Below are 20,771 nucleotides of genomic sequence, written 5' to 3'. Positions count from 1 at the left end.
CAGTGCGCAGGGGGAAGATCACCCTTGCGCCGCGCCCCTTCGGCCATACTTATAGACAAAGACCCGCAATGCAGGATGGATCGATGACCATCGAGAAAATTTCGCGCTCCGTCGTTGCCGTGCGCGCCACGGTTCCGGACGACGCTTTTACCGCCAATGCGCTGGGCACGCGCCGCGAAGGCAGCGGCGTGGTGATCCGCGACAACGGCCTGGTGCTCACGATAGGCTACCTCATCACCGAGGCCGAGGAAGTGTGGCTGACCGACCAGGACGGCCGCGTGGTCGCCGCGCACGCGCTGGCCTATGACCAGGAGACCGGTTTCGGCTTGGTGCAGGCGCTGTCGCCGCTCAATCTGCCGGCTGTCCAGCTCGGCAACGCCAGGAAGGCCAATATCGGCGATGCCGTCACGCTCGCCGACGGCATCGGCCAGCAGGTCGACGCCCACATCGTCACCAAGCAGGAATTCGCCGGCTACTGGGAATATCTGATCGACGAAGCGATCTTCATCACGCCCGCGCATCCGTCCTGGGGCGGGGCCGCGCTGTTCGACCGCGACGGCAAGCTGCTCGGCATCGGCTCGCTGCGCCTGCAGATGAGCCGCGCCGGCGAGGTGGCCGACATCAACATGGTGGTGCCCATCGATCTTCTGACGCCGATCCTCGACGATCTCATCAAGCGCGGCCAGGCGGCCAAGGCGCCGCGCCCGTGGCTTGGCGCCTTCTCGGCCGAATCGAACGGCATGGTGGTGGTGATGAGCGTGGCCGAAGGCGGTCCCGCCGCCAAGGCGGGTCTGCGCCAGGGCGACATCATCTCCGATGTCCGCGACGGCGAGGTTGACGGCCTTGCCGACTTCTACAGAAAACTCTGGCAGAACCCGGCCGGCGCGGAAATTCCGCTGCGCGTCGTGCGCGACGGCCGCGAGACCTGGCTGCGCGTCAAATCGGCAGACCGCAATTCCTTCCTCAAGAAGCCGCAACTGCAATAGCGCCGGATGCATCCAAGGCTGCTGAAGACCTTTCTGGCGGTCACGCGCACGGGCAACGTCACGCGCGCGGCGCAGGAGGTCAATCTCGCCCAGTCGAGCGTCAGCGACCAGATCCAGGCGCTGGAGGCCGAGCTTGGCACCAGCCTGTTCACTCGCTCGCGGCAGGGGCTCACCCTGACGCCGGCGGGCGAGGCGCTGAAACCCTATGCCGAGGACCTGCTGGCGCTTGCCGACGATGCGCGCGCCGCCATTGATGCCACCGGGGCAGGGACGGCCGGCAGCCTGTCGATCGGCGCGCTGGAGACGATCGCCTCGGTAAGGCTGGCTCCATGGCTGGCCGGTTTCCGCGCTACGCATGCCGGTATCGACATCAAGCTCCGGATCGCCGGCAGCGGCGACTTGCTGCGCCGGCTGGGTGACGGCGAGATCGACGTCGCCTTCTGTTTCGAGCGGCCGCCTGAGCTCGATACCGGCGCATCCGACCGGCGCCTTGCCCGGCGCGTGGTGGCGGTCGAGCCGCTGGCGCTGATCGCCCCGCCCGGCGACAATCGGACGGATATCGATCTGGCGACGCTGGCCGAAAAACATTTCGTCGCCACCGAGACCGGCTGCGTCTACCGCGCCATGGTCGACAAGGCGTTCGGCGAAGCGGGGCTTGGCAAGCCAAGGCTGGCCGCCGAAGCCGGCAGCATCGACGCCATCGCCGGGCTGGTGGCGGCCGGCGCCGGCTTTGGCCTCGTGCCGCGGCTGGCGGTCGCCGCCGCGATCGAGCGCGCAGAGGTGGCCGAGCTTGCCTGGCCCGGCCCCGTCCGCTCGGCCGACATCGTGATGGTCTGGCGTCGCCGCCGCGTCCAGCCACCGGCGCTGAAGGCGCTGCTCACCGCGTTGGGAGAGGGCTTCGCGCCGGTCACACCAGCCGGTGCCCGCCCTCGACATGTAGCGTCGTCCCCGTCGTAAAGCCGTTGCCGATCAGGAAGCGGATCGCGTCGGCGATATCTTCCGGCTTTCCGACCCGTCCCGCTGGCAGGCGCTCCGCCATGGCAGCCAGGGTCTCAGCCTTCCTGTCACCGGCGACGAATTCCCAGATCGGCGTGTCGACCCAGCCGGGCGAGACGGGGTTGACGCGGATCGGCGCCAGCTCGACCGCCAAGGCCCGCACCAGCCCTTCGAGTGCTGCATTCACTGCGGCAACCACCGAGCCGCGCGCCGCCGGCCGGTAGGCGGCAATGCCGGAGACGAAGGTGAGCGAACCTGTCGATGGCAGCTTTGGCGCGCCGTGCTTGGCGAGAAGCAGCGGTCCGTAGAATTTGCTCTCTACCACACGCTGCGCGGCCGAAAGCTCGATCTCGGGCAACAGCCGATAGGAACCTTCGATCGCCGCGGCGGTACTGACGATATGATCGAGCCTGCCGATGCGCGCGAACAGCGCCGCGACCTCATCCTCGCGACTGATGTCGGCCACCGCCGTTTCGAGCGCTCCCGGCCGGCCGAGCCCATCCCTTGCCGCGTTCAGCTTCGCTTCGCCACGCCCGGCGATGATGACGTGCGCGCCCTCCTCGAGGCAGCGCCTGGCAAGCGCCAGCCCCATGCCCGAACTGCCGCCGACGATCAGGATCTTTTCCATGTCCATGCCTTCCCTTTGCATCGACGTCATGTGGCAGGCCTGCGCTCAAAGCGGAAACGGAAGAAACCGATACTGGTATCGGAAGGTCCGATGATGGAACAGCCAATCTCCCCCCTTGTGGGGGATATGCCCGGCAGGGCAAAGGGGGGCGCGAAGGAACGCAGCCTTTCAGTTTAATCTCGACCGGTTATAGGAACGCCTCGACAGGTTGGCGGGACAGCGCCCCCTCTGGCCTGCCGGCCATCTCCCCCACGAGGGGGGAGATCAGCAGCTCCGGCGCCGCGCAAGGAGGAACAACAATGGCTCCGATCAAGGTCGATCCGGAAAAAGTCCGGGAATTCCCCGATGCGCAAAGCTTCCACGCCTGGCTGGCCGACAACCACGCCTCCGAAAGCGAGGTCTGGATCAAGATCCACAAGGTCGGCTCGGGACTCGCCTCGATCACGCCGAAGCAAGCCATCGACGTCGTGCTCTGCTTCGGCTGGATCGACGCGGTGCGCAAGTCGCTCGACGACAAGAGCTTCCTGCAGCGCTACACGCCGCGCGGCAAAAAGAGCCTCTGGAGCAAGATCAACATCGACAATGTCGCGCGCCTGATCGGAGAAGGCCGCATGACCGAGCATGGCCTGCGCGAGGTCGAGGCTGCTAAGGCCGACGGCCGCTGGGACCGCGCCTATGCCGGCTCGAAGGAGATGACCATTCCGCCCGACCTGCAGGCCGCGATCGATGCCGAGCCTAAGGCGAAGGCAATGCTGGAAACGCTTTCCGCCCAGAACCGTTTCGCGCTCGCCTTTCGCACCCACAACATGAAGACCGAGGCGGGGCGCAAGAAGAAGATCGCCGATCTGGTGGCGATGCTGAAGCGCGGCGAGACGATCCATCCGCAGAAGAAGTAAGGCATGATCCCGAACCGAAGGACCGCATTGGCGAAAAGGGCTTACCGGTTGCCGGAAAAGATCATGCCGCTTCGAAGATGATACAAAAACGCCGCCCGGGAGGAGGGCGGCGTTTTCGGGAAGCGATGATCCTGAACCCTTTGGAAGCGGTCCGGGATCATCCGGTCATGAAGGTGTTCGCAATTCCAGGAAAGCGTGAAGCGGTTTCCGTCCGGAATTGCATGGAAGCAGAGGCAGCGCTTACGCAGCCTTCTTCGCGGCAGGCTTCTTCACGTGGTGCTTCTTCACGTGGTGCTTCTTCACGTGATGCTTCTTCACGTGATGCTTCCTGACGTGATGCTTGTGGTGCTTCGCCACGTGATGCTTCTTGGCGTGATGACGGCGATGCTTCTTGAGCTTCTTGTGCGGGCCATTGGCGGCCGGCTTCGCGGCCGGAGCAGAGGTCGTGGTCGTCGTGGGAGCGGTGGTCGTCGCGGCGGCGTTGGCTTCGGTGGTGCCGAGCGCCGGCACCGCGAAAGCGAGCGCGACGGCCAGGCCGAGAGCGGAAAGAAGGGTCTTTTTCATAGTCGGCAATCCTTGGTTTAAGATCGATGTCTTTTGTCGCGCGCCGCAATCGTTCGGCTGCTCCGGTGCCGTTTATGACAGCGGGTTTTTTCGCGAGTTTTTCCGGATTGTTGAATCTTGTTTCTGGATTGTGTCCGGCATTTCCCCACCCGTGGAACGGGGGCTGCCTGGTGGTCAAACCCCGACGCGAAACGCGCCTTTCGACCGACCCAGGCGGACTATCGGACTCGACGATGGCATCCAAGCCGCTGCTGGGCTAATGTCGCCGGAACGAGGCCAAAACGGTGTCCGGCTGACAGACCTGTTGTTAACACCAGCGTCTGGCGCCACTTCGTACTGGAAGATCAGTTCCGATGCCTACGTTGCTGTCACTGCCCGACGACATATCGATCAAATCGGCGCTGGGGGAATCTGTCCTTGAAGCAGCTCGCCGGGCAGATGTCCCGATCGCCTGCGCTTGCGGCGGCAAGGCCAAGTGCTCGACCTGCCGGATTTGGATTCTCGACGGCGCGGACCGCTGCCCGGAGCGCACCGCGCCGGAGCGCGCGCTCGTGGAGCGGTTGGGGCTTGGCAACAACGTACGCCTGGCATGCCAGCTCAGACCCGACTCCGACATCACCTTCCGCAGGCTCGTACTCGACGAGACCGACCTGCGAATGACCAGTCAGTTGCTACCGCACAGGTCCACCAGTGCGGGCGAGCTGAAGTCGGTCGTCATTTTCTTCAGCGACGTGGCCGGGTTCACCCACTTCTCCGAAACGTTGACGCCCTACGATGTCATGTATCTGCTCAATCGGTACTTCACTCAAGTCGCTGAGGTCATCGAGCTCAACGACGGCTACATCGACAAGTTCGTCGGCGACGGGCTTATGGCGATATTCGGCGTGCAGGGCCAGGACGATGCACCGGTGCGCGCGGTCAATGCGGCCCTGCAGACCCTCGCCACGGTCGATCGGCTAAAACCCTTTTTTGCCTCCATGTACGGCATCGACTTCGATATTCGCGTCGGCTTGCATCTGGGCGAAGCGGTGATCGGCTCGGTCGGATCACCCGGCAACGAGCGCCTGACGGCTATCGGCGATGCGGTCAATGTGGCGAGCCGGGTGGAAGCAGCCAACAAGGAGGCCGGAACCCGCCTCCTGATTACCGAGACGCTCTATGAACAGGTCAAGGGTGAGGTTGAAATATCCGATTTCATTCGCGTGCGTTTGCGCGGTACCTCCGACCGAATTACGCTGTACGAGATAAAGAAGCTGAAGGTTGAAGCCGAGCGCCGGCTGAACGAAAAAGGCGCGCGCGAGACTATGCAGCTGGGCGGCAAGACCTGGCACCGCACGGTCGCCACGAGCGAACTGAAGGATGGCGACCACAAGGTCATCGAGTTCCAGGCGCTCTATGCCGTGATTTTGCGCAGGGGCGGGCGCGTCTACGCCTTCAACAATGCCTGCCCGCATTTGAAGCTGCCATTCTTCGAGACTGCCTCGCGGGCCAACGGCCACGCAGGACGGACGAGCACTTTCGGCGAGGACGGCACGCTGGTGTGTCGCTGGCATCACAGCGGATTCGATCTGGATACAGGCGAAATCGTAAGGTGGTGCGAGGCGCTCAACGAGGACGGAACTTCGGCCGGCATGGAGATTCTCGGCGATATTTCAAAGAACCGGGCTCCGCTGCATCTCTTTCCGTGCCGCGAGGAGGATGGCTACATCTGGATCGGTTTCGATTGAGCGTACCGCCCAGATCGTCCAAAATGCCCGCCAATCTCTGTCGGTCCGGCCAGTAGAGTCCTCCACCTGAGTTAGGACCATTCGGCCCAGGAGCAATTCCAGAAAACTGCGAAGCGGTTTTCCGTCCGGAATTGCGCAGAAACAAAGACCGCGCCCATTCATGAGCTGCATTGCGCAATGAGTGCCAATTCGGCGCTCTAATCGGTCGGCGTGATCGATGCCATCTTGGCTGTCGATAAGAAAATTGAAGGAACAGGAGCGATGACCAACACCAAGAATTCCGGCAAGGTGGCGCTGGTCACCGGCGGTAATCGCGGCATCGGCCTGGAAACAGCAAGGCAACTGGCCGAACTCGGCGTCACCGTGCTGATCGGCGTGCGCGATCTCGCCAAGGGCGAGGCGGCGGCCAGGAAGCTCGGCGGCAAGGTCGAGGCCATCGCGTTGGATGTCGCCGCCCATGAGGCCGCCGCGCACGCCGCGGCGGAGGTCGAGCGCCGCTTCGGCCGGCCCGACGTTTTGGTCAACAACGCCGCCATCCATTACGACCCGTCCGCGCGGGCGCTAAGGCCCGACTGGAAGACGATCCGCGAGGCATTCGAGACCAATGTCTTCGGCGCCTGGCGCGTGGCGGCCGCCTTTGCGCCGCTGCTCAGCGCCTCCGGCCATGGCCGACTGGTCAATGTTTCGTCGGAAGGCGGCTCGCTCGCTTCGATGGGCGCCGGCGCGCCGGCCTATTCGACCAGCAAGGCGACGCTCAACGCGCTGACCCGCATCCTGGCGGCCGAGCTGCGCGGCTCGGGCGTGCTCGTCAATTCGATCTGCCCCGGCTGGGTCGCGACCGACATGGGCGGCCCGGGCGGACGCCCCGTGGCGCAGGGTGCTGCCGGCATCGTCTGGGCCGCGACCCTGCCGGACGATGGCCCGACCGGCGGCTTCTTTCGCGATGGCAAGCGGCTGCCGTGGTGAGCGAAGTCGGATTTGCTGGGTAAGCTTCTGAAAATATGGTTTTTCCGCTGGGTGGTCGCGAAATCGGAAAACACTTAGCCGATAGGCCGCCGTACTGGCTTTGTAGCTCCCGGCGATCGTCGACCTGCCCGTCCTCCATACTACGAAAATAGCATTCTCGGTCTGAGGGGTGGGTGCTAGGCTCGCGCTCGTCCACCCAAGCACACGGCGGCGTGTTCCCGTAAGAGGAGGCAAGGCGAGCGATACGCATTCCCCGTTTCCTCAACAAATCCCACCGACAGTTGAACCATTGCAAGGCGGCCGCGTTTCTGGTGGTTGGCCACAAGGGAGGAACCATCAGTGAAAGCATCCTATCTCGTCTCGGCCGCGCTCATCGCGGCGTCCGCGATGCCGGCGGCGGCCGGTGAAATCTCCGACGGCAATGTCAAGATCGGCATCCTGAACGATCAGTCGGGCGTCTATGCCGATTTCGGCGGCAAATGGTCGGTCGAGGCGGCCAAGATGGCGGTCGAGGATTTCGGCGGCAAGGTGCAAGGGGCGCCGATCGAGATCGTCAGCGCCGACCATCAGAACAAGGCGGACATCGCCTCCAACATCGCGCGCCAGTGGTACGACACCGAGCAGGTCGACGCGATCATGGAGCTCACCACCTCGTCGGTGGCGCTCGCCGTGCAAGGCATTTCCAAGGAAAAGAAGAAGATCGACATCGTCACCGGCGCGGCCTCCACCGATCTGACCGGCAAGCAGTGCTCGCCTTATGGTTTCCATTGGGCCTACGACACGCACTCCCAGGCGGTCGGCACCGGCGGCGAGCTGGTCAAGCAGGGCGGCGACAGCTGGTATTTCATCACCGTCGACTACGCCTTCGGTTATTCGCTCAAGGACCAGACCACCAAGCTGGTCGAGGCGAGCGGCGGCAAGGTGCTGGGCGAGGTGCGCTATCCGCTCGGCGCCACCGACTATTCGTCCTTCCTTCTGCAGGCGCAGTCCTCCGGCGCCAAGATCGTCGGCCTTGCCAATGCCGGACTCGACACCTCGAACTCGATCAAGCAGGCGGCCGAGTTCGGCATCGTCGCCGGCGGCCAGCGTCTGGCGGCGCTCCTCTTCACGCTCGCCGAAGTGCATGGCCTCGGCCTGCAGGCGGCGCAGGGCGTGGTGCTCACCGAAGGCTATTACTGGGACCGCGACGACAAGAGCCGTGACTTCGCCCAAAAATTCTTCAAGCGCACCAACCGCATGCCCAACATGATCCAGGCCGGCACCTATTCGGCGGTGACGCAGTATCTTAAGGCCATCGACAAGGCCGGCACCGACGAGACCGAGGCCGTCGCCAAGGAGCTGCATGAGATGCCGGTCAACGACGTCTTCACCGCCAATGGCAAAGTGCAGGCCGACGGCTCGATGGTGCACGATATGTATCTCTACCAGGTCAAGAAGCCGGAAGAGTCGAAGAAGGACTGGGACTACTACACCTATCTGGCGACCATTCCGGGCGACAAGGCCTTCATGAAGGCCGAAGACAGCGGCTGCCCGCTCGTCACCAAGTGATGCTTGAAACAACGATGGCCGTCCGGCCGGACGGCAGCGAAGCCAGGCCGCGGGTGGTCCTTTCCGCCCGCGGCTTGCGGCGCGACTTCGCTGGCTTCGTCGCGGTGAAGGATTTTGACCTCGACATCCATCACGCCAAGATCCACGCGCTGATCGGTCCGAACGGCGCCGGCAAGACCACCATCTTCAACCTGCTGACCAAATTCCTCCAGCCGACCAGCGGCAGGATCGAACTGCTCGGCACCGACATCACCCGCACGCCGCCGGCGAAAGTGGCGCGCATGGGGCTGGTCCGTTCGTTCCAGATCTCGGCGATCTTTCCGCATCTTTCCGTGCTCGACAATGTGCGCGTAGCGCTACAGAGGCCGGGCGGGCTGGGCTACCAGTTCTGGCGTCCGGTCTCGGCGCTCGACCAGTTGACGCCAAGGGCTCGCGAGTTGCTGGCCGTCGTCGGGCTGGAAGACGCCGCGCATCGTCTCGCCGGCGATCTTTCCTATGGAAGGAAGCGCGTGCTTGAAATCGCCACTACGCTGGCGCTCGACCCGAAAGTGCTTCTGCTCGACGAGCCGATGGCCGGCATGGGGCATGAGGATGTCGGCATGATCTCCGGCATCATCCGCTCGCTGGCCAGGCACCGCGCCGTGCTGATGGTGGAGCACAACCTCACTGTCGTCGCCGATCTCTGCGACTGGATCACCGTCATGCAGCGCGGCCAGGTGCTGGCGGCCGGCGACTATGCCACCGTCAGCCAGGACGAGCGCGTGCGCGTTGCCTATATGGGGACCGAGCACGAAGAGGGCGGGGCATGAGTGAGCCGCTGCTTGCCGTGCGAGATCTGCATGCCTGGTACGGCGAGGGCCATGCGCTGCACGGGGTCAATCTCGATGTCACGCGCGGTGAGACCGTGACGCTGCTTGGCCGCAACGGGGTCGGCAAGACGACGACCCTGCGTGCCATCATGGGGCTGATCCGCAAGCGCACAGGCTCCATCTCCTTCAACGGCAAGGACCTTATGCGCCTGCCGCTGCACCGCGTCGCCCATCAGGGCATCGGCTTCGTGCCGGAGGAGCGCGGCATCTTCGCCACCCTGACTGTCGACGAGAACCTCATCCTGCCGCCGGTCGTGGCCAAGGGCGGCATGAGCGTGGAGGAAATCTTCGAGCTCTTCCCCAACCTCAAGGAGCGCCGCAACAGCCAGGGCACGAAGCTTTCCGGCGGCGAGCAGCAGATGCTGGCCATCGCCCGCATCCTGCGCACCGGCGTCGAGATGCTCTTGCTCGACGAGCCGACCGAAGGCCTGGCGCCGGTCATCGTCCAGCGCATCGGCGAGTTGCTGGCGACGCTGAAGAAGCGCGGCATGACCATTCTTCTGGTCGAGCAGAACTTCCGCTTCGCCGCCCGCATCGCCGACCGCTTTTACCTGATGGACCACGGCAAGGTCGTGGAGGGGTTCCCTGTCGGGGAGCTTTCCGCGCACACAGGCAGGCTACACGAGGTGCTGGGAGTATGATGGCCAAATGACCATGATCTTCGGCATTCCCATCCAGGCTCTGCTCGGCCAACTCCTTGTCGGCCTCATCAATGGCTCCTTCTATGCGATGCTCAGCCTCGGCCTCGCCGTCATCTTCGGCTTGCTGCGCATCATCAATTTCGCCCATGGCGCCCTCTATATGCTGGGTGCCTTCATCGGTTATCTGCTGCTGGTGCATCTCGGCATCGGCTACTGGCCGGCGCTGGTTCTCGTGCCGCTGATCGTTGCCCTGTTCGGCATGGCTGTCGAGCGGCTGGCTTTGTCGCGGCTCTATCGCCTCGACCCGCTCTACGGGCTGCTCTTCACCTTCGGCCTCGCCTTGGTGATCGAAGGCGTGTTCCGCTATTACTACGGTGTCTCGGGCAATCCCTATGCCGTGCCGGCGCTGCTTGCCGGCGGCACCAATCTCGGCTTCATGTTCCTGCCCAATTATCGCGGCTGGGTGGTGGTGGCCTCGCTCATCGTCTGCATCGGCACCTGGCTGCTGATCGAGAAGACCAGGCTCGGCTCGTATCTTCGCGCCGCCACCGAGAATCCGGAGCTGGTGCAGGCCTTCGGCGTCAATGTGCCGTTGCTCTTGACGCTCACCTACGGGCTGGGCGCGGCGCTCGCTGGGCTCGCCGGCATTCTGGCCGCGCCGGTCTACCAGGTCAGTCCGCTGATGGGCTCGGACCTGATCATCGTCGTGTTTGCGGTGGTCGTGGTCGGCGGCATGGGATCGATCCTGGGCGCGATCGTAACCGGCTACATGCTGGGCCTCGCCGAGGGCATGACCAAGGTGTTTTATCCCGAGGCCTCGAACCTCGTCGTCTTCGTCATCATGGCGATCATACTGCTTCTCAGGCCCGCCGGCCTGTTCGGAAGGGACGCCTGAGATGAGCGAGGCGACCCTGCACCAGGAACGGGCCGTGGCCTCCGTCAGGCTGGAGCGCGCGATGATTGCGCTGGGCATCCTGGCGCTGATCGCCGCGCCCTTTGTCGTCTATCCGATCTTCGTCATGAAGATGCTGTGCTTCGCGCTCTTCGCCTGCGCCTTCAACCTGTTGCTCGGCTATACCGGCCTGCTCTCCTTCGGCCATGCCGCCTTCTTTGGCGGCGCGGCCTATTTCTGTGCCTATGCCGTGAAGGCCTGGGGCTGGCCGCCCGAGGCCGCCATCCTGCTCGGCGCCGCGGGTGCGGCCGGAATGGGCCTCGTCATGGGCTTTCTCGCCATCCGAAGGCAGGGCATCTACTTCTCGATGATCACGCTGGCGCTGGCGCAGATGTTCTATTTCTTCTGCGTCCAGGCGCCCTTCACCGAAGGCGAGGACGGCATACAGGGCGTGGCGCGTGGAACGCTGTTCGGCATCGTCGACCTGAACGTCACCATGAACATGTATTTCTTCGTGCTCGCCGTCTTTCTCATCGGCGTGTTCGCCGTCTGGCGCATCGTCAACTCGCCCTTCGGCATGATCCTGCGCTCGATAAGAGAGAACGAGAACCGCGCCATTTCGCTCGGCTATTCCGTCGGCCGCTACAAGCTCGCCGCCTTCGTCATGTCGGCGGCCCTTGCCGGCCTTGCAGGGGCCACCAAGGCAATCGTCTTCCAATTCGCGACGCTCACCGACGTCACCTGGCAGATGTCGGGCGAGGTGATCCTGATGACGCTGCTCGGCGGCATCGGCACTATGGTCGGCCCGGTAGTGGGGGCGGGGCTGGTCGTCGGCCTGGAGAATACGCTGGCGACCTCCGGCTTCCCCGTGACCATCGCCACCGGGCTCATCTTCATGGTCTGCGTCTTGATCTTCCGACGCGGGATTGTGGGCGAGGTGTATGCAAGGTGGCCGCGAGTGCCGGCGAAAGCCTGACGCGCTTCGAGTCCGTGACCTTCGCCAACCAAGATGTTGGCGTCTGCGACACCCACCCGCGTTCCTTGCGGGATCAATCGGTAGCCAGCCGGGCGTCCCATCGTGCCGCGGGGGCGAAATACCCCCAAAAATAGTCAAGTTGGGTATCGGATCCCTCCGAAACGAACATTCGGCGACATCCAATAGAAACAAACTTCAATCACTTAGCCATTTAAAGCGCAAGAATCGCGCCCGATTCGCGCCCGCCAGAGTTTCAGTGCCTTGCAGGAAGACTAGCATGCTGCTGCTCAACCAACGTCCAGAACACAACCAGCCGTTGGTTGCCGCCGATGCCGAGTCTCTCGGCATGGCGGGCGGCGCGCGTGCCGAGCATTATCTCGAGGCGCGCGACGACCATGCCGAAACACCACTGCTCGCCCTGCGGGCGCTGGCCGGTGAGCTCGGTATCGCCTCGCTTCACGTCAAGGATGAGGGCCAGCGTCTTGGCCTTGGCAGCTTCAAGGCGCTGGGCGGCGCCTATGCCGTCATGCGGCTGGTGCTGGAAGAGGCCGGCAAGTGGCTCGGCCGCGACGTCGATATCGGCGAGATAAACGACGCCCGGGTGCGCCAGATCGCGTCCGGCATGATCTTCGTCTGCGCCACCGACGGCAATCATGGTCGCTCGGTTGCGCAGGGTGCCAGCCTCGTCGGCGCGCGTTCGGTGATCTTCGTCCATGCCGGCGTAAGCCGCGAGCGTGTCGCGGCCATCGCCCGCTTTGGCGCTGAGATCGTCGAGGTCGAGGGCGGCTATGACCATGCGGTGCGCGAGGTCGCGCGCGTCGGCGCCGAGCGCGGCTGGAAGATCGTCTCCAACACCTCCTGGCTCGGCTATGAGCGCGTCCCCGGACTGGTCATGCAGGGCTATACGGTGATCGTGCGCGAGACGCTGCGGGTTTTGCCCAAGCCACCCACGCATGTCTTCCTGCAGGCCGGCGTCGGCGGCTTCGCCGCGGCGATTGCCGGCCATATGGCGGTGATGCTGGGCGACAGGCGGCCGAAGGCCGTGGTGGTCGAGCCGCGGCGCTCGGCCTGCGTCTACGCCTCGGCCGAGGCCGGTCGCCCGGTGACGATCGCCCATCAGCAGCCGACCGTCATGACGATGCTCGAATGCGCCGAGCCTTCGCTCGTCGCCTGGCGCGTGCTGGCGCGCGTCGGCGATGCCTTCATGACGGTGGAGGAAGACGATGCGGTCGCGGTGATGAAGCGGCTGGCGCGACCCCTCGGCAATGACCCGGCCATTGTCTCCGGCGAGAGCGGCGGGGCAGGCCTCGCCGGGCTGGTCCGCGCCGCCGACGACAAGCAAATGCGCACCGCGCTCGGCCTCGACAGGCATTCGCGCGTGCTCGTCATCAACTCGGAGGGCGCGACCGATCATGGCCGCTTTGCCGAGCTGGTCGGGATGGCGCCCGAAGAGGTGTTCCTGCAAACTGCCTGAGAGCAGTTCCGGTTCTCCGTGCTGGAGCAATTCCAGGAAAAGTGTGAGCGGTTTTCCGTCGGGAATTGCGTAGAAACAAAAAGATAGAGCTGCTCGCCGTTTCCGTGAAACGGTGAAACGCTCTAAGAAAAGGCTTTGGGCGACCGATGGCCAGACTCGACCTCGAAGCTCTTCACCGCGACATGACGGCGTGGCGGCGCGATCTCCACGCCCATCCCGAGTTCGGCTTCGAGGAAAAGCGCACCGCCGCTTTCGTCGCCGGGAAGTTGCGGGAGTTCGGGCTGGACGTAGCCGAGGGCATAGGCGGCACCGGCGTCGTCGGCACGCTGACCCGGGGCAGCGGCAACCGCGCCATTGCGCTGCGCGCAGACATGGACGCGCTGCGCATCGCCGAGCAGGGCACGCAGGCCTGGCGCTCGCAAACGCCCGGCACCATGCATGCCTGCGGCCATGACGGCCACACCTCGATGCTGCTCGGCGCGGCAAAATTGCTCGCCGGCGAAGGCGACTTCGACGGCACGGTGCGCTTCATCTTCCAGCCGGCCGAGGAATGGGGCAGGGGCGCGCTGGCCATGCTGGACGACGGCCTGCTCGAGCGCTTCCCCTTCGAGGAGATTTTTGGGCTGCACAACATGCCGGGCCTGCCCGTCGGCCATTTCGAGACCCGTAGCGGTCCGGTCATGTCGGCAGAGGACAATTTCGAGATCGTGCTGAAAGGCCTCGGCGGCCACGCGGCGCGGCCGCATGCCGGCCAGGAGACGCTGGTCGCCGCCTGCGCGCTGGTCGTCAACCTGCAAACCATCGTCTCGCGGCGCCTGAGCCCCGCCGATATCGGCGTCGTCTCGGTGACCGAGCTCATCACCGACGGCACGCGCAACGCGCTGCCGGGCATGGCGCGCATACTGGGCGACTGCCGCAGCTTCCGCCCCGAGGTGAGCGCTGCGATCGAGAAGGAGATGCGCCGCATCGGAGAGGGTACGGCGCAGGCCTATAACGTAGAGGCCGAAATCACTTACACGCGCGAGTTCGTGCCCTTGATCAACGACGCGGCGCTGGTCGACGAGGCACTTGCGGCGGCCAGGACGGTGTTGGCCGACGACACTGTCCGTGTCGCTGCCGACGACGCTGTTCGCGTCGCTGCCGACGACGCTGTTCGCGTCGCGGCTGAGCCGATGACCGCTTCGGAGGATTTCGCCCGCTTCCTCGACCACGTGCCCGGCTGCTTCGTCTTCATGGGTAATGGCGACACCGCGCCGCTGCACAACCCGGCCTACGACTTCAACGACGAAGGCCTGCTGCACGGGGCGCGCTTTCATGCGGCGGTGGTGAGGAGACGGCTGGCTGTGGGCTAGCAGGCCACGGGCGCTGGCGCGAGGCACCCCCCTCTGTCCTGCCGGACATCTCCCCCGCAAGGGGGGAGATTGGCTGATGCGCCGGCTTTCGCCAATTTGCCGGCGTTGCAATGGAGGAAGATGGCGAGGCGCCGAAGCTGCTGATCTCCCCCCTTGCGGGGGAGATGGCCGGCAGGCCAGAGGGGGGTGCTGTCCCGCCGAGTTCTCTATTTGTCATCCTCGGAGATCGGCAGCCCCGGTAACCCTTTCTTCTCTGCTTTCGTGCAGTATCGCCGGGGACGGGACGGCAAGAACAAAGCATGGCGGACGACAACAGACGCAACGGCAATTTCTGGGCGCTGGCGCTCGAGCGCGCTCATCTCGGCCTCTGGGACTGGAATCTGTCGACCGGCGATTGCTACTATTCGCCGACCTGGTCGAAGATGCTGGGCTATGAGGAGAGCGAGCTCGCCAACACCTCCGACCTCTGGCTGAAGCTTACCCATCCCGACGACCGCCAGCGCGCGCAGGAAAGCGGCGACCGCCATATTGCGGGCCTCGTCGATTCCATCGAGACCGAGCTTCGCCTGCGCCACAAGGACGGCCACTGGGTCTGGGTGCTCGATCGCGGCGGCATTGTCGAGCGCGACCCCGACGGCAAGCCGCTCAGGCTGATGGGCGTGCAGACCGATATCACCCGGCAAAAAGAGGCAGAGGCGGCGCTCGAGCAGGTCAACATCCGCTTCCGCCTGGCGCTCGCCGCCAGCGGCACCGGCATCTGGCATCACGACATCGGCACCAGGAAGAGCTATTGGGACGCGCGCAGCCGCGAGATATTCGGCCTCGTCGCCGACAAGGACGAGGTGTCGGCCGAGTTGTGGCACACCTATCTTCATCCCGACGACAAGGAAGCCACCGAACGGGTCCATCAGATCGCGCCGGGCTCCAACGAAGTCGTGGCCTCGCAATACCGCATCATCCGGCGTGACGGCGAGGTCCGTCATCTCGAATCGCTGGTGCGCTTCGTCGCCGATGTCGGCTCGGCCGGCCAGGTGCTTGGCACCGTGCGCGACATCACCGAGGAGAAGATGCGCGCCGAGGGACTCGCCTTCGCCGCGCGTCACGACGCCCTGACCGGACTGCTCAACCGCGCGGCCTTCGACCGGCTGCTTGCCGAGAACATCGCCATGGCCGAGCGCCTGCCGCTAGCTGTGTTCTATGTCGACCTCGACTACTTCAAGGCGCTCAACGACTATGCCGGGCATGCCGCCGGCGACCTGGCGCTGAAGAGCGTCGCGGCGGGCATCATCGCCAGCCTGCCCGCGTCTGCGCATGCGGCGCGCCTCGGCGGCGATGAATTCGCGCTGATGGTGCCGAACTGCAATGACGCCTGTGCCGAGCGCATTGCGCGCGCCGTGCTCGCCGCGGTGCGCGATGCCGATCTCGGCTCGTCGGCCACCTCGCGCAGGCTCGCCGCCAGCATCGGCATCGCCTTCGTGCGCGACCGCAGCATGAGCGTGGCCGATGCGCTCGCCTGCGCCGACGACGCCTGCTACGCCGCCAAGGCCGGTGGCCGCGACCGCTTTGCCGTGTTCTCGCCCGACACGACGTCGGGGGCCGGCGGGCTCAACGCCGCGCGGCTGGCGGCAGACCTTGTCGACGCGATGGAGGATGGCCGGCTGAAGCTGTTCGGCCAGGAGATCCACCGGCTCGGCCTGTCATGGGAAGACAGCCGCCATGTCGAGGTGCTGGCCAGGCTCGAGGCCCGCACAGGCACGATGATCCCGCCCGGCGATTTCGTGCCGGTCGCCGAACGTTTCGGCCTTGCCGCGCGGCTCGACCGCTGGATCATCCGCACCGCGCTGACGCACCACGGCGAGGCGATGCGCGCCGGCGCCATCGCGCTCGACTTCAACCTGTCGGCGCAGACGCTTTCGGATCCGCAGCTCTGGAGCTTCGTCGACCAGGCCATCGCCGAGAGCGGCGCGCCGCCGTCGGCCGTCGGCTTCGAGATCACCGAAACCGCCGCCGTCACCAATTTCGAGGCGGCCGAGGCATTCGTGCGCCGCGCGCGCGAGCGCCATTGCCGGGTCAGCCTCGACGATTTCGGCGCCGGCATGAGCTCGTTCGAATATCTCAGGCGCTTCCCCATCGACGCCATCAAGATCGATGGCTCCTTCGTCGAGCACATCGCCGACAGCCGCTTCGACCGCGAGATCGTCTCGGCGATCACCGGCATCGCCCGCTCGATGGGCGCGGCCGTGGTGGCAGAGAAGATCGAGGAAAAGAACGGGTTGGAAATCCTCATGGGCATGGGCGTCGCCTATGGCCAGGGCTATTTGCTGCACCGGCCCGAGCCGCTGGAGGCGATTGTGGCAAGAGCCGGCAGCGGCACGATCTTGTCGGAGCGGCCGCATGCCAGGTTGGGCTTAAAATAAGCAGTTGCTAAAATTGCAATCACTCATTTAAGGGCGCCGTAATCCGCTACGATGATGATCCGAGGTCACAAAGTGAATCGGAGCGCCTGGATGAAAACCCTTCCCTTGCTTGCGGCAACCGCTATCGGCCTGCTCGGCATCTTCGCCACCCAGCCATCCCATGCGGGCTCGGATAATGGCGGCGGGGTGGCGGCGGCGTCGACGGCCGACGATGACGATGAGGTCAACACGTCCAGCGTCGGCGATGATCAAGAGGCCGCCGAGGATGACGAGGCCGGGCATGGCGGGGACAGCGCCGCCTCCGGCTCGCATGAAGGCGACCAGGACGGCGACGATCAGGGCGAGGATCACGATGGCGACCACGAAGACGGGGACGGTGGCAGCCACGACGGCGGCGGCGACGGTGGCAGCCACGATGGAGGCGGCGACAGCGGCAGCCACGATGGGGGTGGCGACGGCGGTGGCGGCGATGGCGGCGGCGACGACTGAGCTTCGTCGTTGAGCCAAGAATATAGCGCGGTTCATCGTTAAAAGCTGAACCATCGTTCTATCGAACTCTTAGGACAACCGGCTTATTGCCTGTGGAACGCTTCGCCCGGGACATGACGTCTTGGCTCGACTGTCCGGCGTCCGGTCCATGATGGACGGGCGCGTGCGAGACCCGGCAATGTCCTCGACGCTCAACACCACGCTTGTGATCCTGCAGCCGCAGCGCCTGCCGCCAACGCCAAGACCGGCCGCGGACGGTCTCCTCGGCCACATCCCCGGCCCGGCGGCCTCGCCGGTCATGCAGGCGGAGCCCGCGACCTCGGCATCCAGGTTTAGCCTCGACAGCCTCAACGTCACGGCGACGAAGGTCCGGCTGATGCAGCGGGCGGGCAAGGAATTCGCCGTCGATCAGACAGACTACGATTCCGTGTCTTCCTATGGTTCGGCGATCAAGAACGCCGTCGAAGCGCTGAAACGGCAATCTCCGTCGGCGATCCCCAAGATCGAGAGGCAGCTTGGCCTCGACCAGCTTGGCGTTTCCCTGGAGACGCTCGTCAACGCGATCGTCCGTCCGCAAGGCGCTGACAACGACAGGCTGGATACCGCGTTGAAGCAGCATGCGGGAGGGCAGGGCGAGGCCGCTTCAGGCCGGCCGGACGATCTCGGGCTCTACGGCCTCTGACGCGTTATCCCATCAGCCACCGCAGCACGCCCGCCGAAGCCACCCCGATCACCACTGTCGGCGGCATCGACAGCCTTGTCGCGGCAAGCAGCGTGATGGCTAAAGCCGCGAGATCCGCCGGGTTCTTCGACACGAAATCCGGCGCGATCACCGAGATCAGCACGCAGCCGGGCGCGGCTTCCATCACCGCCGTGGCGCGCGGGCTGAGCGCGCGGTTCTTGAGCACCACATAGCCGCCGATGCGGGTGAGATACGTCACGCCGGCCATCGCCAGGATGGCGAGCACGGTCATCGGATCGATCATGTCTCGCCTGCCAGGAACCACGCGGCCACCAGGCCGGACAATGCGCCGGCCGCCACATACCAGGCGCCGGGCACGACGAGATAGGTGAGCGCCGCCACCATCAGGCTGACCAGCCAGGGCCGGGCGGCCGCAAAGCCCTTCCACATGCCGCGAAGCAGCACCAGGAAGACGGCCGGGAAGGCCATCGCGAAGCCGTATTTTTCGACGTCGCCGAGCGCAGGACCGAGCGCCGCGCCGCAGGCCGTGAACGCCACCCAGGCGAGGTAAACGGACAAGCCGGCGGCCAGATAGAAAGGCAGGCTGAAGGCCGGCCGCATGCCGGCGGCGGCGCGCCCCTGCGCATCCGCCAGGGCCACCGCCCAGCTCTCGTCGCACATCAAGAACAGCGCGGGAAAAACCTGGCGCTTCGGCAGGTGCCTGATGAACGGCGCAAGTGCCGCGCCCATCAGGAAATGCCGGCTGTTGACCAAAAGCGTGATGGCGGCGATCAGGAGGATATGCGGCGGCGAGGTCCAGAGCTGGATCGCGGCGAATTCCGATCCGCCGGCGAAATTGAGGCCGGTCATCAGCGGCACCTCGGCCACGGAAAGGCCCTTCTGCGCGGCTTGCGCGCCGAGCACCAGCGCATAGGGGATGATGCCGAGCAGCATCGGCGTCGAGGCGGCAAGTCCGCGCCGGAACTCGGCGCTACACCCGCCGGTGGTCTGGCCCTCGGCGAGGGCGATCTCGGAAACGCTCATGGCTCTGCCTTCGGCGGCCTTGCGGCCGCCGTTCTCCTGTTGAGTTGTGGGTCATAGGTGGCAGCATCATAGCCGAAATGCCCTGCAATCGGGTTGCGAAGATGCGCCGTTTCTGCCACGATTTGGCATTGGATGGCGCGATCAAGAAAAAAATTGGAATCTAACGCTATGAAGCTGGATGAGATCGACAGGCGCATCCTGCGCGCCCTGCAGCGCGACGGGCGCATGGCCAACAACGATCTGGCGAAGGAGGTCGGCCTGTCGCCATCGCCTTGCCTGCGCCGCGTCAAACTGCTCGAGGAGGCGGGCGTGATCGACCGCTATGTCGCGGTGCTGAACCCGGCCAAGATCGGTCGCGGCCAGACCTTCTTCACCCGCATCTGGCTGAAGCAGCAGGACGAGGACACGATCGAGCATTTCGCCGCCGAGGTGGCGAAATTTCCCGAAGTGATGGAGTGCTATCTGATGCTGGGCGATTGCGACGCGATGGTGCGCATCGTGGCGGCCGGCATCGACGAATACCGCCGATTCCAGTCGGAGCATCTGAGCCGCATCAAGGGCGTGCAGAACGTCAAGACGGAGGTGCCCAGCCAGACGATCAAGCAGACCTCGGAGATGCCGCTGTAGGATTCTCCCTTCTCCCCTTGTGGGAGAAGGTGGATCGGCGCGCAGCGCCGAGACGGATGAGGGGTGTTCCAGCGGAGTGAGACGCTGGCTTTCCCTGGAGCACCCCTCATCCGACCGCTTCGCGGCCACCTTCTCCCACAAGGGGAGAAGGGAATGCCGCGCTCAGTGATGCGCGTGGGTCTCGTTCCGCTTCCTCGTCGCGGCAGCCTTCTTCTCCGAAGCCGACCTGTCCGCGGCGGAGCGCTCGCCGGAAGCCTTGCCGCCCGTCCTGCCGCCCTTGTGCGCGGCCGGATTGCCGGTGTGCTTGCCGCGTCCCGACCCGCCTTCCTTCTTGCCGCCGGCGTCGTCCTTGTTGACGGTCGCCCAGGCGCGCCGTTCGGCTTCTTTTTCCGAAACGCCGCGTTTCTCGTAGCCTTCGGCGATATGGTCGGCCTTGCGTTCCTGCTTGTCGGTGTATTTCGATTTGTCGCCACGTGGCATCGTCTTGCTCCTTGTTGCGCTGAGTGAAAGGGGAAGGGATTCAATCGCCCTTCTTCTTGGCGACGTCGCCAAGGTCGGACCGTTGCGGGTCCTTGTTGTTCTCGCCGGCGGCGTCGCGGTTCTCGTCGGGATCGTCCTTCGGCGGCAGGTAGCCGCGCGGCTTGTTGGCCTTCGGACCTTCCCAGCGCGGCCATTGATCGGAGGTGCCGGGAGGTCCCGGACGTGGTGTGTTGCTCATGTCTTCCTCGCTTTGCGATTTTGAGAGAGCGCTCAGCCCTCCGCTTTCATGGTTCGTGCAATCTCGAGCAGCTTGGCGCGGTCATGTCCGTGCTCGCGGATCAGTTCGCGCGCCTGCTTCGGCGACAGGTCGGTGTTCTCCGCCAGGAACCGCACGTCGGGATCGTCGCCGCCCTTGACGGGCAGCTTGCCGCCCGGTGGCGCGTTCGCGGCGCCCGGCCGGTGCGGCATGTTGTCGTTTGCCTGAGTCATCGTGGGTCTCCCGTCATCGTGGGTCTCC

23 protein-coding genes are annotated in these 20,771 nt (G+C 65.0%); 16 read left to right on the top strand and 7 right to left on the bottom strand.

Annotated elements, in window-relative coordinates; all coding sequences use genetic code 11:
- The first annotated feature begins 83 nt into the window (after positions 1–83).
- Positions 84–986, top strand: coding sequence for a S1C family serine protease (locus CK230_RS28070; protein WP_095820075.1), 903 nt, complete (start codon positions 84–86; stop codon positions 984–986).
- Positions 987–992: 6 nt separating this feature from the next.
- Entirely contained in the window at positions 993–1,943 is a 951-nt protein-coding gene (locus CK230_RS28065; RefSeq protein ID WP_095820049.1) for a LysR family transcriptional regulator, read from the top strand.
- Here the strand turns inward: CK230_RS28065 and CK230_RS28060 are convergent.
- Positions 1,894–2,640, bottom strand: coding sequence for an SDR family oxidoreductase (locus tag CK230_RS28060; protein ID WP_095820048.1), 747 nt, complete (start codon positions 2,638–2,640; stop codon positions 1,894–1,896). The genes CK230_RS28065 and CK230_RS28060 overlap by 50 nt on opposite strands.
- A 269-nt stretch (positions 2,641–2,909) precedes the next feature.
- On the opposite strand from CK230_RS28060, the gene CK230_RS28055 reads away from it, so the two are divergent.
- A complete protein-coding gene (locus tag CK230_RS28055; RefSeq protein ID WP_095820047.1) occupies positions 2,910–3,506 on the top strand; it encodes a YdeI/OmpD-associated family protein in 597 nt (198 codons plus the stop codon).
- 240 nt (positions 3,507–3,746) lie between these two features.
- Here CK230_RS28055 and CK230_RS32805 read toward each other — a convergent pair whose 3' ends face one another.
- Positions 3,747–4,070 carry a hypothetical protein gene (locus tag CK230_RS32805; RefSeq protein ID WP_141246125.1) on the bottom strand — a complete coding sequence of 108 codons (324 nt, stop codon included), beginning with the start codon at positions 4,068–4,070 and terminating at the stop codon, positions 3,747–3,749.
- 353 nt (positions 4,071–4,423) lie between these two features.
- Between CK230_RS32805 and CK230_RS28045 the strand changes: the two genes are divergently transcribed.
- The 12 genes from CK230_RS28045 to CK230_RS27985 all read left to right on the top strand — a co-directional run bounded on the left by CK230_RS28045 (position 4,424) and on the right by CK230_RS27985 (position 18,103).
- The gene (locus CK230_RS28045) at positions 4,424–5,797 is read left to right on the top strand and encodes an adenylate/guanylate cyclase domain-containing protein (RefSeq protein ID WP_095820046.1); all 1,374 of its coding nucleotides are present in this window, start codon (positions 4,424–4,426) and stop codon (positions 5,795–5,797) included.
- Between the two features lie 261 nt (positions 5,798–6,058).
- Positions 6,059–6,763, top strand: coding sequence for an SDR family NAD(P)-dependent oxidoreductase (locus CK230_RS28040; protein WP_095820045.1), 705 nt, complete (start codon positions 6,059–6,061; stop codon positions 6,761–6,763).
- Positions 6,764–7,102: 339 nt separating this feature from the next.
- Positions 7,103–8,311 carry an ABC transporter substrate-binding protein gene (locus CK230_RS28035; protein ID WP_095820044.1) on the top strand — a complete coding sequence of 403 codons (1,209 nt, stop codon included), beginning with the start codon at positions 7,103–7,105 and terminating at the stop codon, positions 8,309–8,311.
- Between the two features lie 14 nt (positions 8,312–8,325).
- Positions 8,326–9,120, top strand: a complete 795-nt coding sequence (locus CK230_RS28030; RefSeq protein WP_095820074.1) for an ABC transporter ATP-binding protein — start codon at positions 8,326–8,328, stop codon at positions 9,118–9,120.
- Positions 9,117–9,821, top strand: coding sequence for an ABC transporter ATP-binding protein (locus CK230_RS28025; protein ID WP_095820043.1), 705 nt, complete (start codon positions 9,117–9,119; stop codon positions 9,819–9,821). Before CK230_RS28030 ends, CK230_RS28025 begins: the two co-directional genes overlap by 4 nt.
- A 7-nt stretch (positions 9,822–9,828) precedes the next feature.
- Complete coding sequence (locus CK230_RS28020; protein WP_095820042.1) at positions 9,829–10,716, top strand: branched-chain amino acid ABC transporter permease; 888 nt, start codon at positions 9,829–9,831, stop codon at positions 10,714–10,716.
- Position 10,717: 1 nt separating this feature from the next.
- Positions 10,718–11,689: a branched-chain amino acid ABC transporter permease gene (locus CK230_RS28015; RefSeq protein WP_095820041.1), complete on the top strand. Its 972-nt coding sequence runs from the start codon at positions 10,718–10,720 to the stop codon at positions 11,687–11,689.
- Positions 11,690–11,966: 277 nt separating this feature from the next.
- A complete protein-coding gene (locus tag CK230_RS28010) occupies positions 11,967–13,163 on the top strand; it encodes a diaminopropionate ammonia-lyase (RefSeq protein ID WP_095820040.1) in 1,197 nt (398 codons plus the stop codon).
- 146 nt (positions 13,164–13,309) lie between these two features.
- Positions 13,310–14,515 (top strand): M20 aminoacylase family protein, encoded by a 1,206-nt coding sequence (locus tag CK230_RS28005; RefSeq protein WP_095820039.1) that lies wholly within the window; start codon positions 13,310–13,312, stop codon positions 14,513–14,515.
- Between the two features lie 299 nt (positions 14,516–14,814).
- Positions 14,815–16,932: an EAL domain-containing protein gene (locus CK230_RS27995; RefSeq protein WP_095820038.1), complete on the top strand. Its 2,118-nt coding sequence runs from the start codon at positions 14,815–14,817 to the stop codon at positions 16,930–16,932.
- Between the two features lie 90 nt (positions 16,933–17,022).
- Complete coding sequence (locus tag CK230_RS32800) at positions 17,023–17,421, top strand: hypothetical protein (protein ID WP_141246124.1); 399 nt, start codon at positions 17,023–17,025, stop codon at positions 17,419–17,421.
- 148 nt (positions 17,422–17,569) lie between these two features.
- Positions 17,570–18,103 carry a hypothetical protein gene (locus tag CK230_RS27985; RefSeq protein WP_095820037.1) on the top strand — a complete coding sequence of 178 codons (534 nt, stop codon included), beginning with the start codon at positions 17,570–17,572 and terminating at the stop codon, positions 18,101–18,103.
- A 4-nt stretch (positions 18,104–18,107) separates the two neighbouring features.
- Here CK230_RS27985 and CK230_RS27980 read toward each other — a convergent pair whose 3' ends face one another.
- Positions 18,108–18,407 (bottom strand): AzlD family protein, encoded by a 300-nt coding sequence (locus CK230_RS27980; protein WP_095820036.1) that lies wholly within the window; start codon positions 18,405–18,407, stop codon positions 18,108–18,110.
- On the bottom strand, positions 18,404–19,147 hold the full coding sequence (locus CK230_RS27975) for an AzlC family ABC transporter permease (protein WP_095820035.1): 744 nt from the start codon (positions 19,145–19,147) through the stop codon (positions 18,404–18,406). The genes CK230_RS27980 and CK230_RS27975 overlap by 4 nt, the downstream gene beginning before the upstream one ends.
- A 168-nt stretch (positions 19,148–19,315) precedes the next feature.
- Between CK230_RS27975 and CK230_RS27970 the strand changes: the two genes are divergently transcribed.
- Positions 19,316–19,774: an Lrp/AsnC family transcriptional regulator gene (locus CK230_RS27970; RefSeq protein ID WP_095820034.1), complete on the top strand. Its 459-nt coding sequence runs from the start codon at positions 19,316–19,318 to the stop codon at positions 19,772–19,774.
- Between the two features lie 162 nt (positions 19,775–19,936).
- Here CK230_RS27970 and CK230_RS27965 read toward each other — a convergent pair whose 3' ends face one another.
- Genes CK230_RS27965 through CK230_RS27955 form a run of 3 tightly spaced genes read right to left on the bottom strand, consistent with a single transcriptional unit; the run spans position 19,937 to position 20,743 of the window.
- Positions 19,937–20,254, bottom strand: a complete 318-nt coding sequence (locus CK230_RS27965) for a plasmid stabilization protein (RefSeq protein WP_095820033.1) — start codon at positions 20,252–20,254, stop codon at positions 19,937–19,939.
- Positions 20,255–20,294: 40 nt separating this feature from the next.
- Entirely contained in the window at positions 20,295–20,492 is a 198-nt protein-coding gene (locus CK230_RS27960; protein ID WP_095820032.1) for a hypothetical protein, read from the bottom strand.
- A gap of 32 nt (positions 20,493–20,524) precedes the next feature.
- On the bottom strand, positions 20,525–20,743 hold the full coding sequence (locus CK230_RS27955) for a hypothetical protein (RefSeq protein WP_095820031.1): 219 nt from the start codon (positions 20,741–20,743) through the stop codon (positions 20,525–20,527).
- Positions 20,744–20,771: the final 28 nt, after the last annotated feature.

Origin of the sequence: Mesorhizobium sp. WSM3859, from assembly GCF_002295065.1 — a bacterium.
Classification (GTDB): domain Bacteria; phylum Pseudomonadota; class Alphaproteobacteria; order Rhizobiales; family Rhizobiaceae; genus Mesorhizobium.
This window is presented reverse-complemented; position numbering and strand designations above follow the sequence as displayed.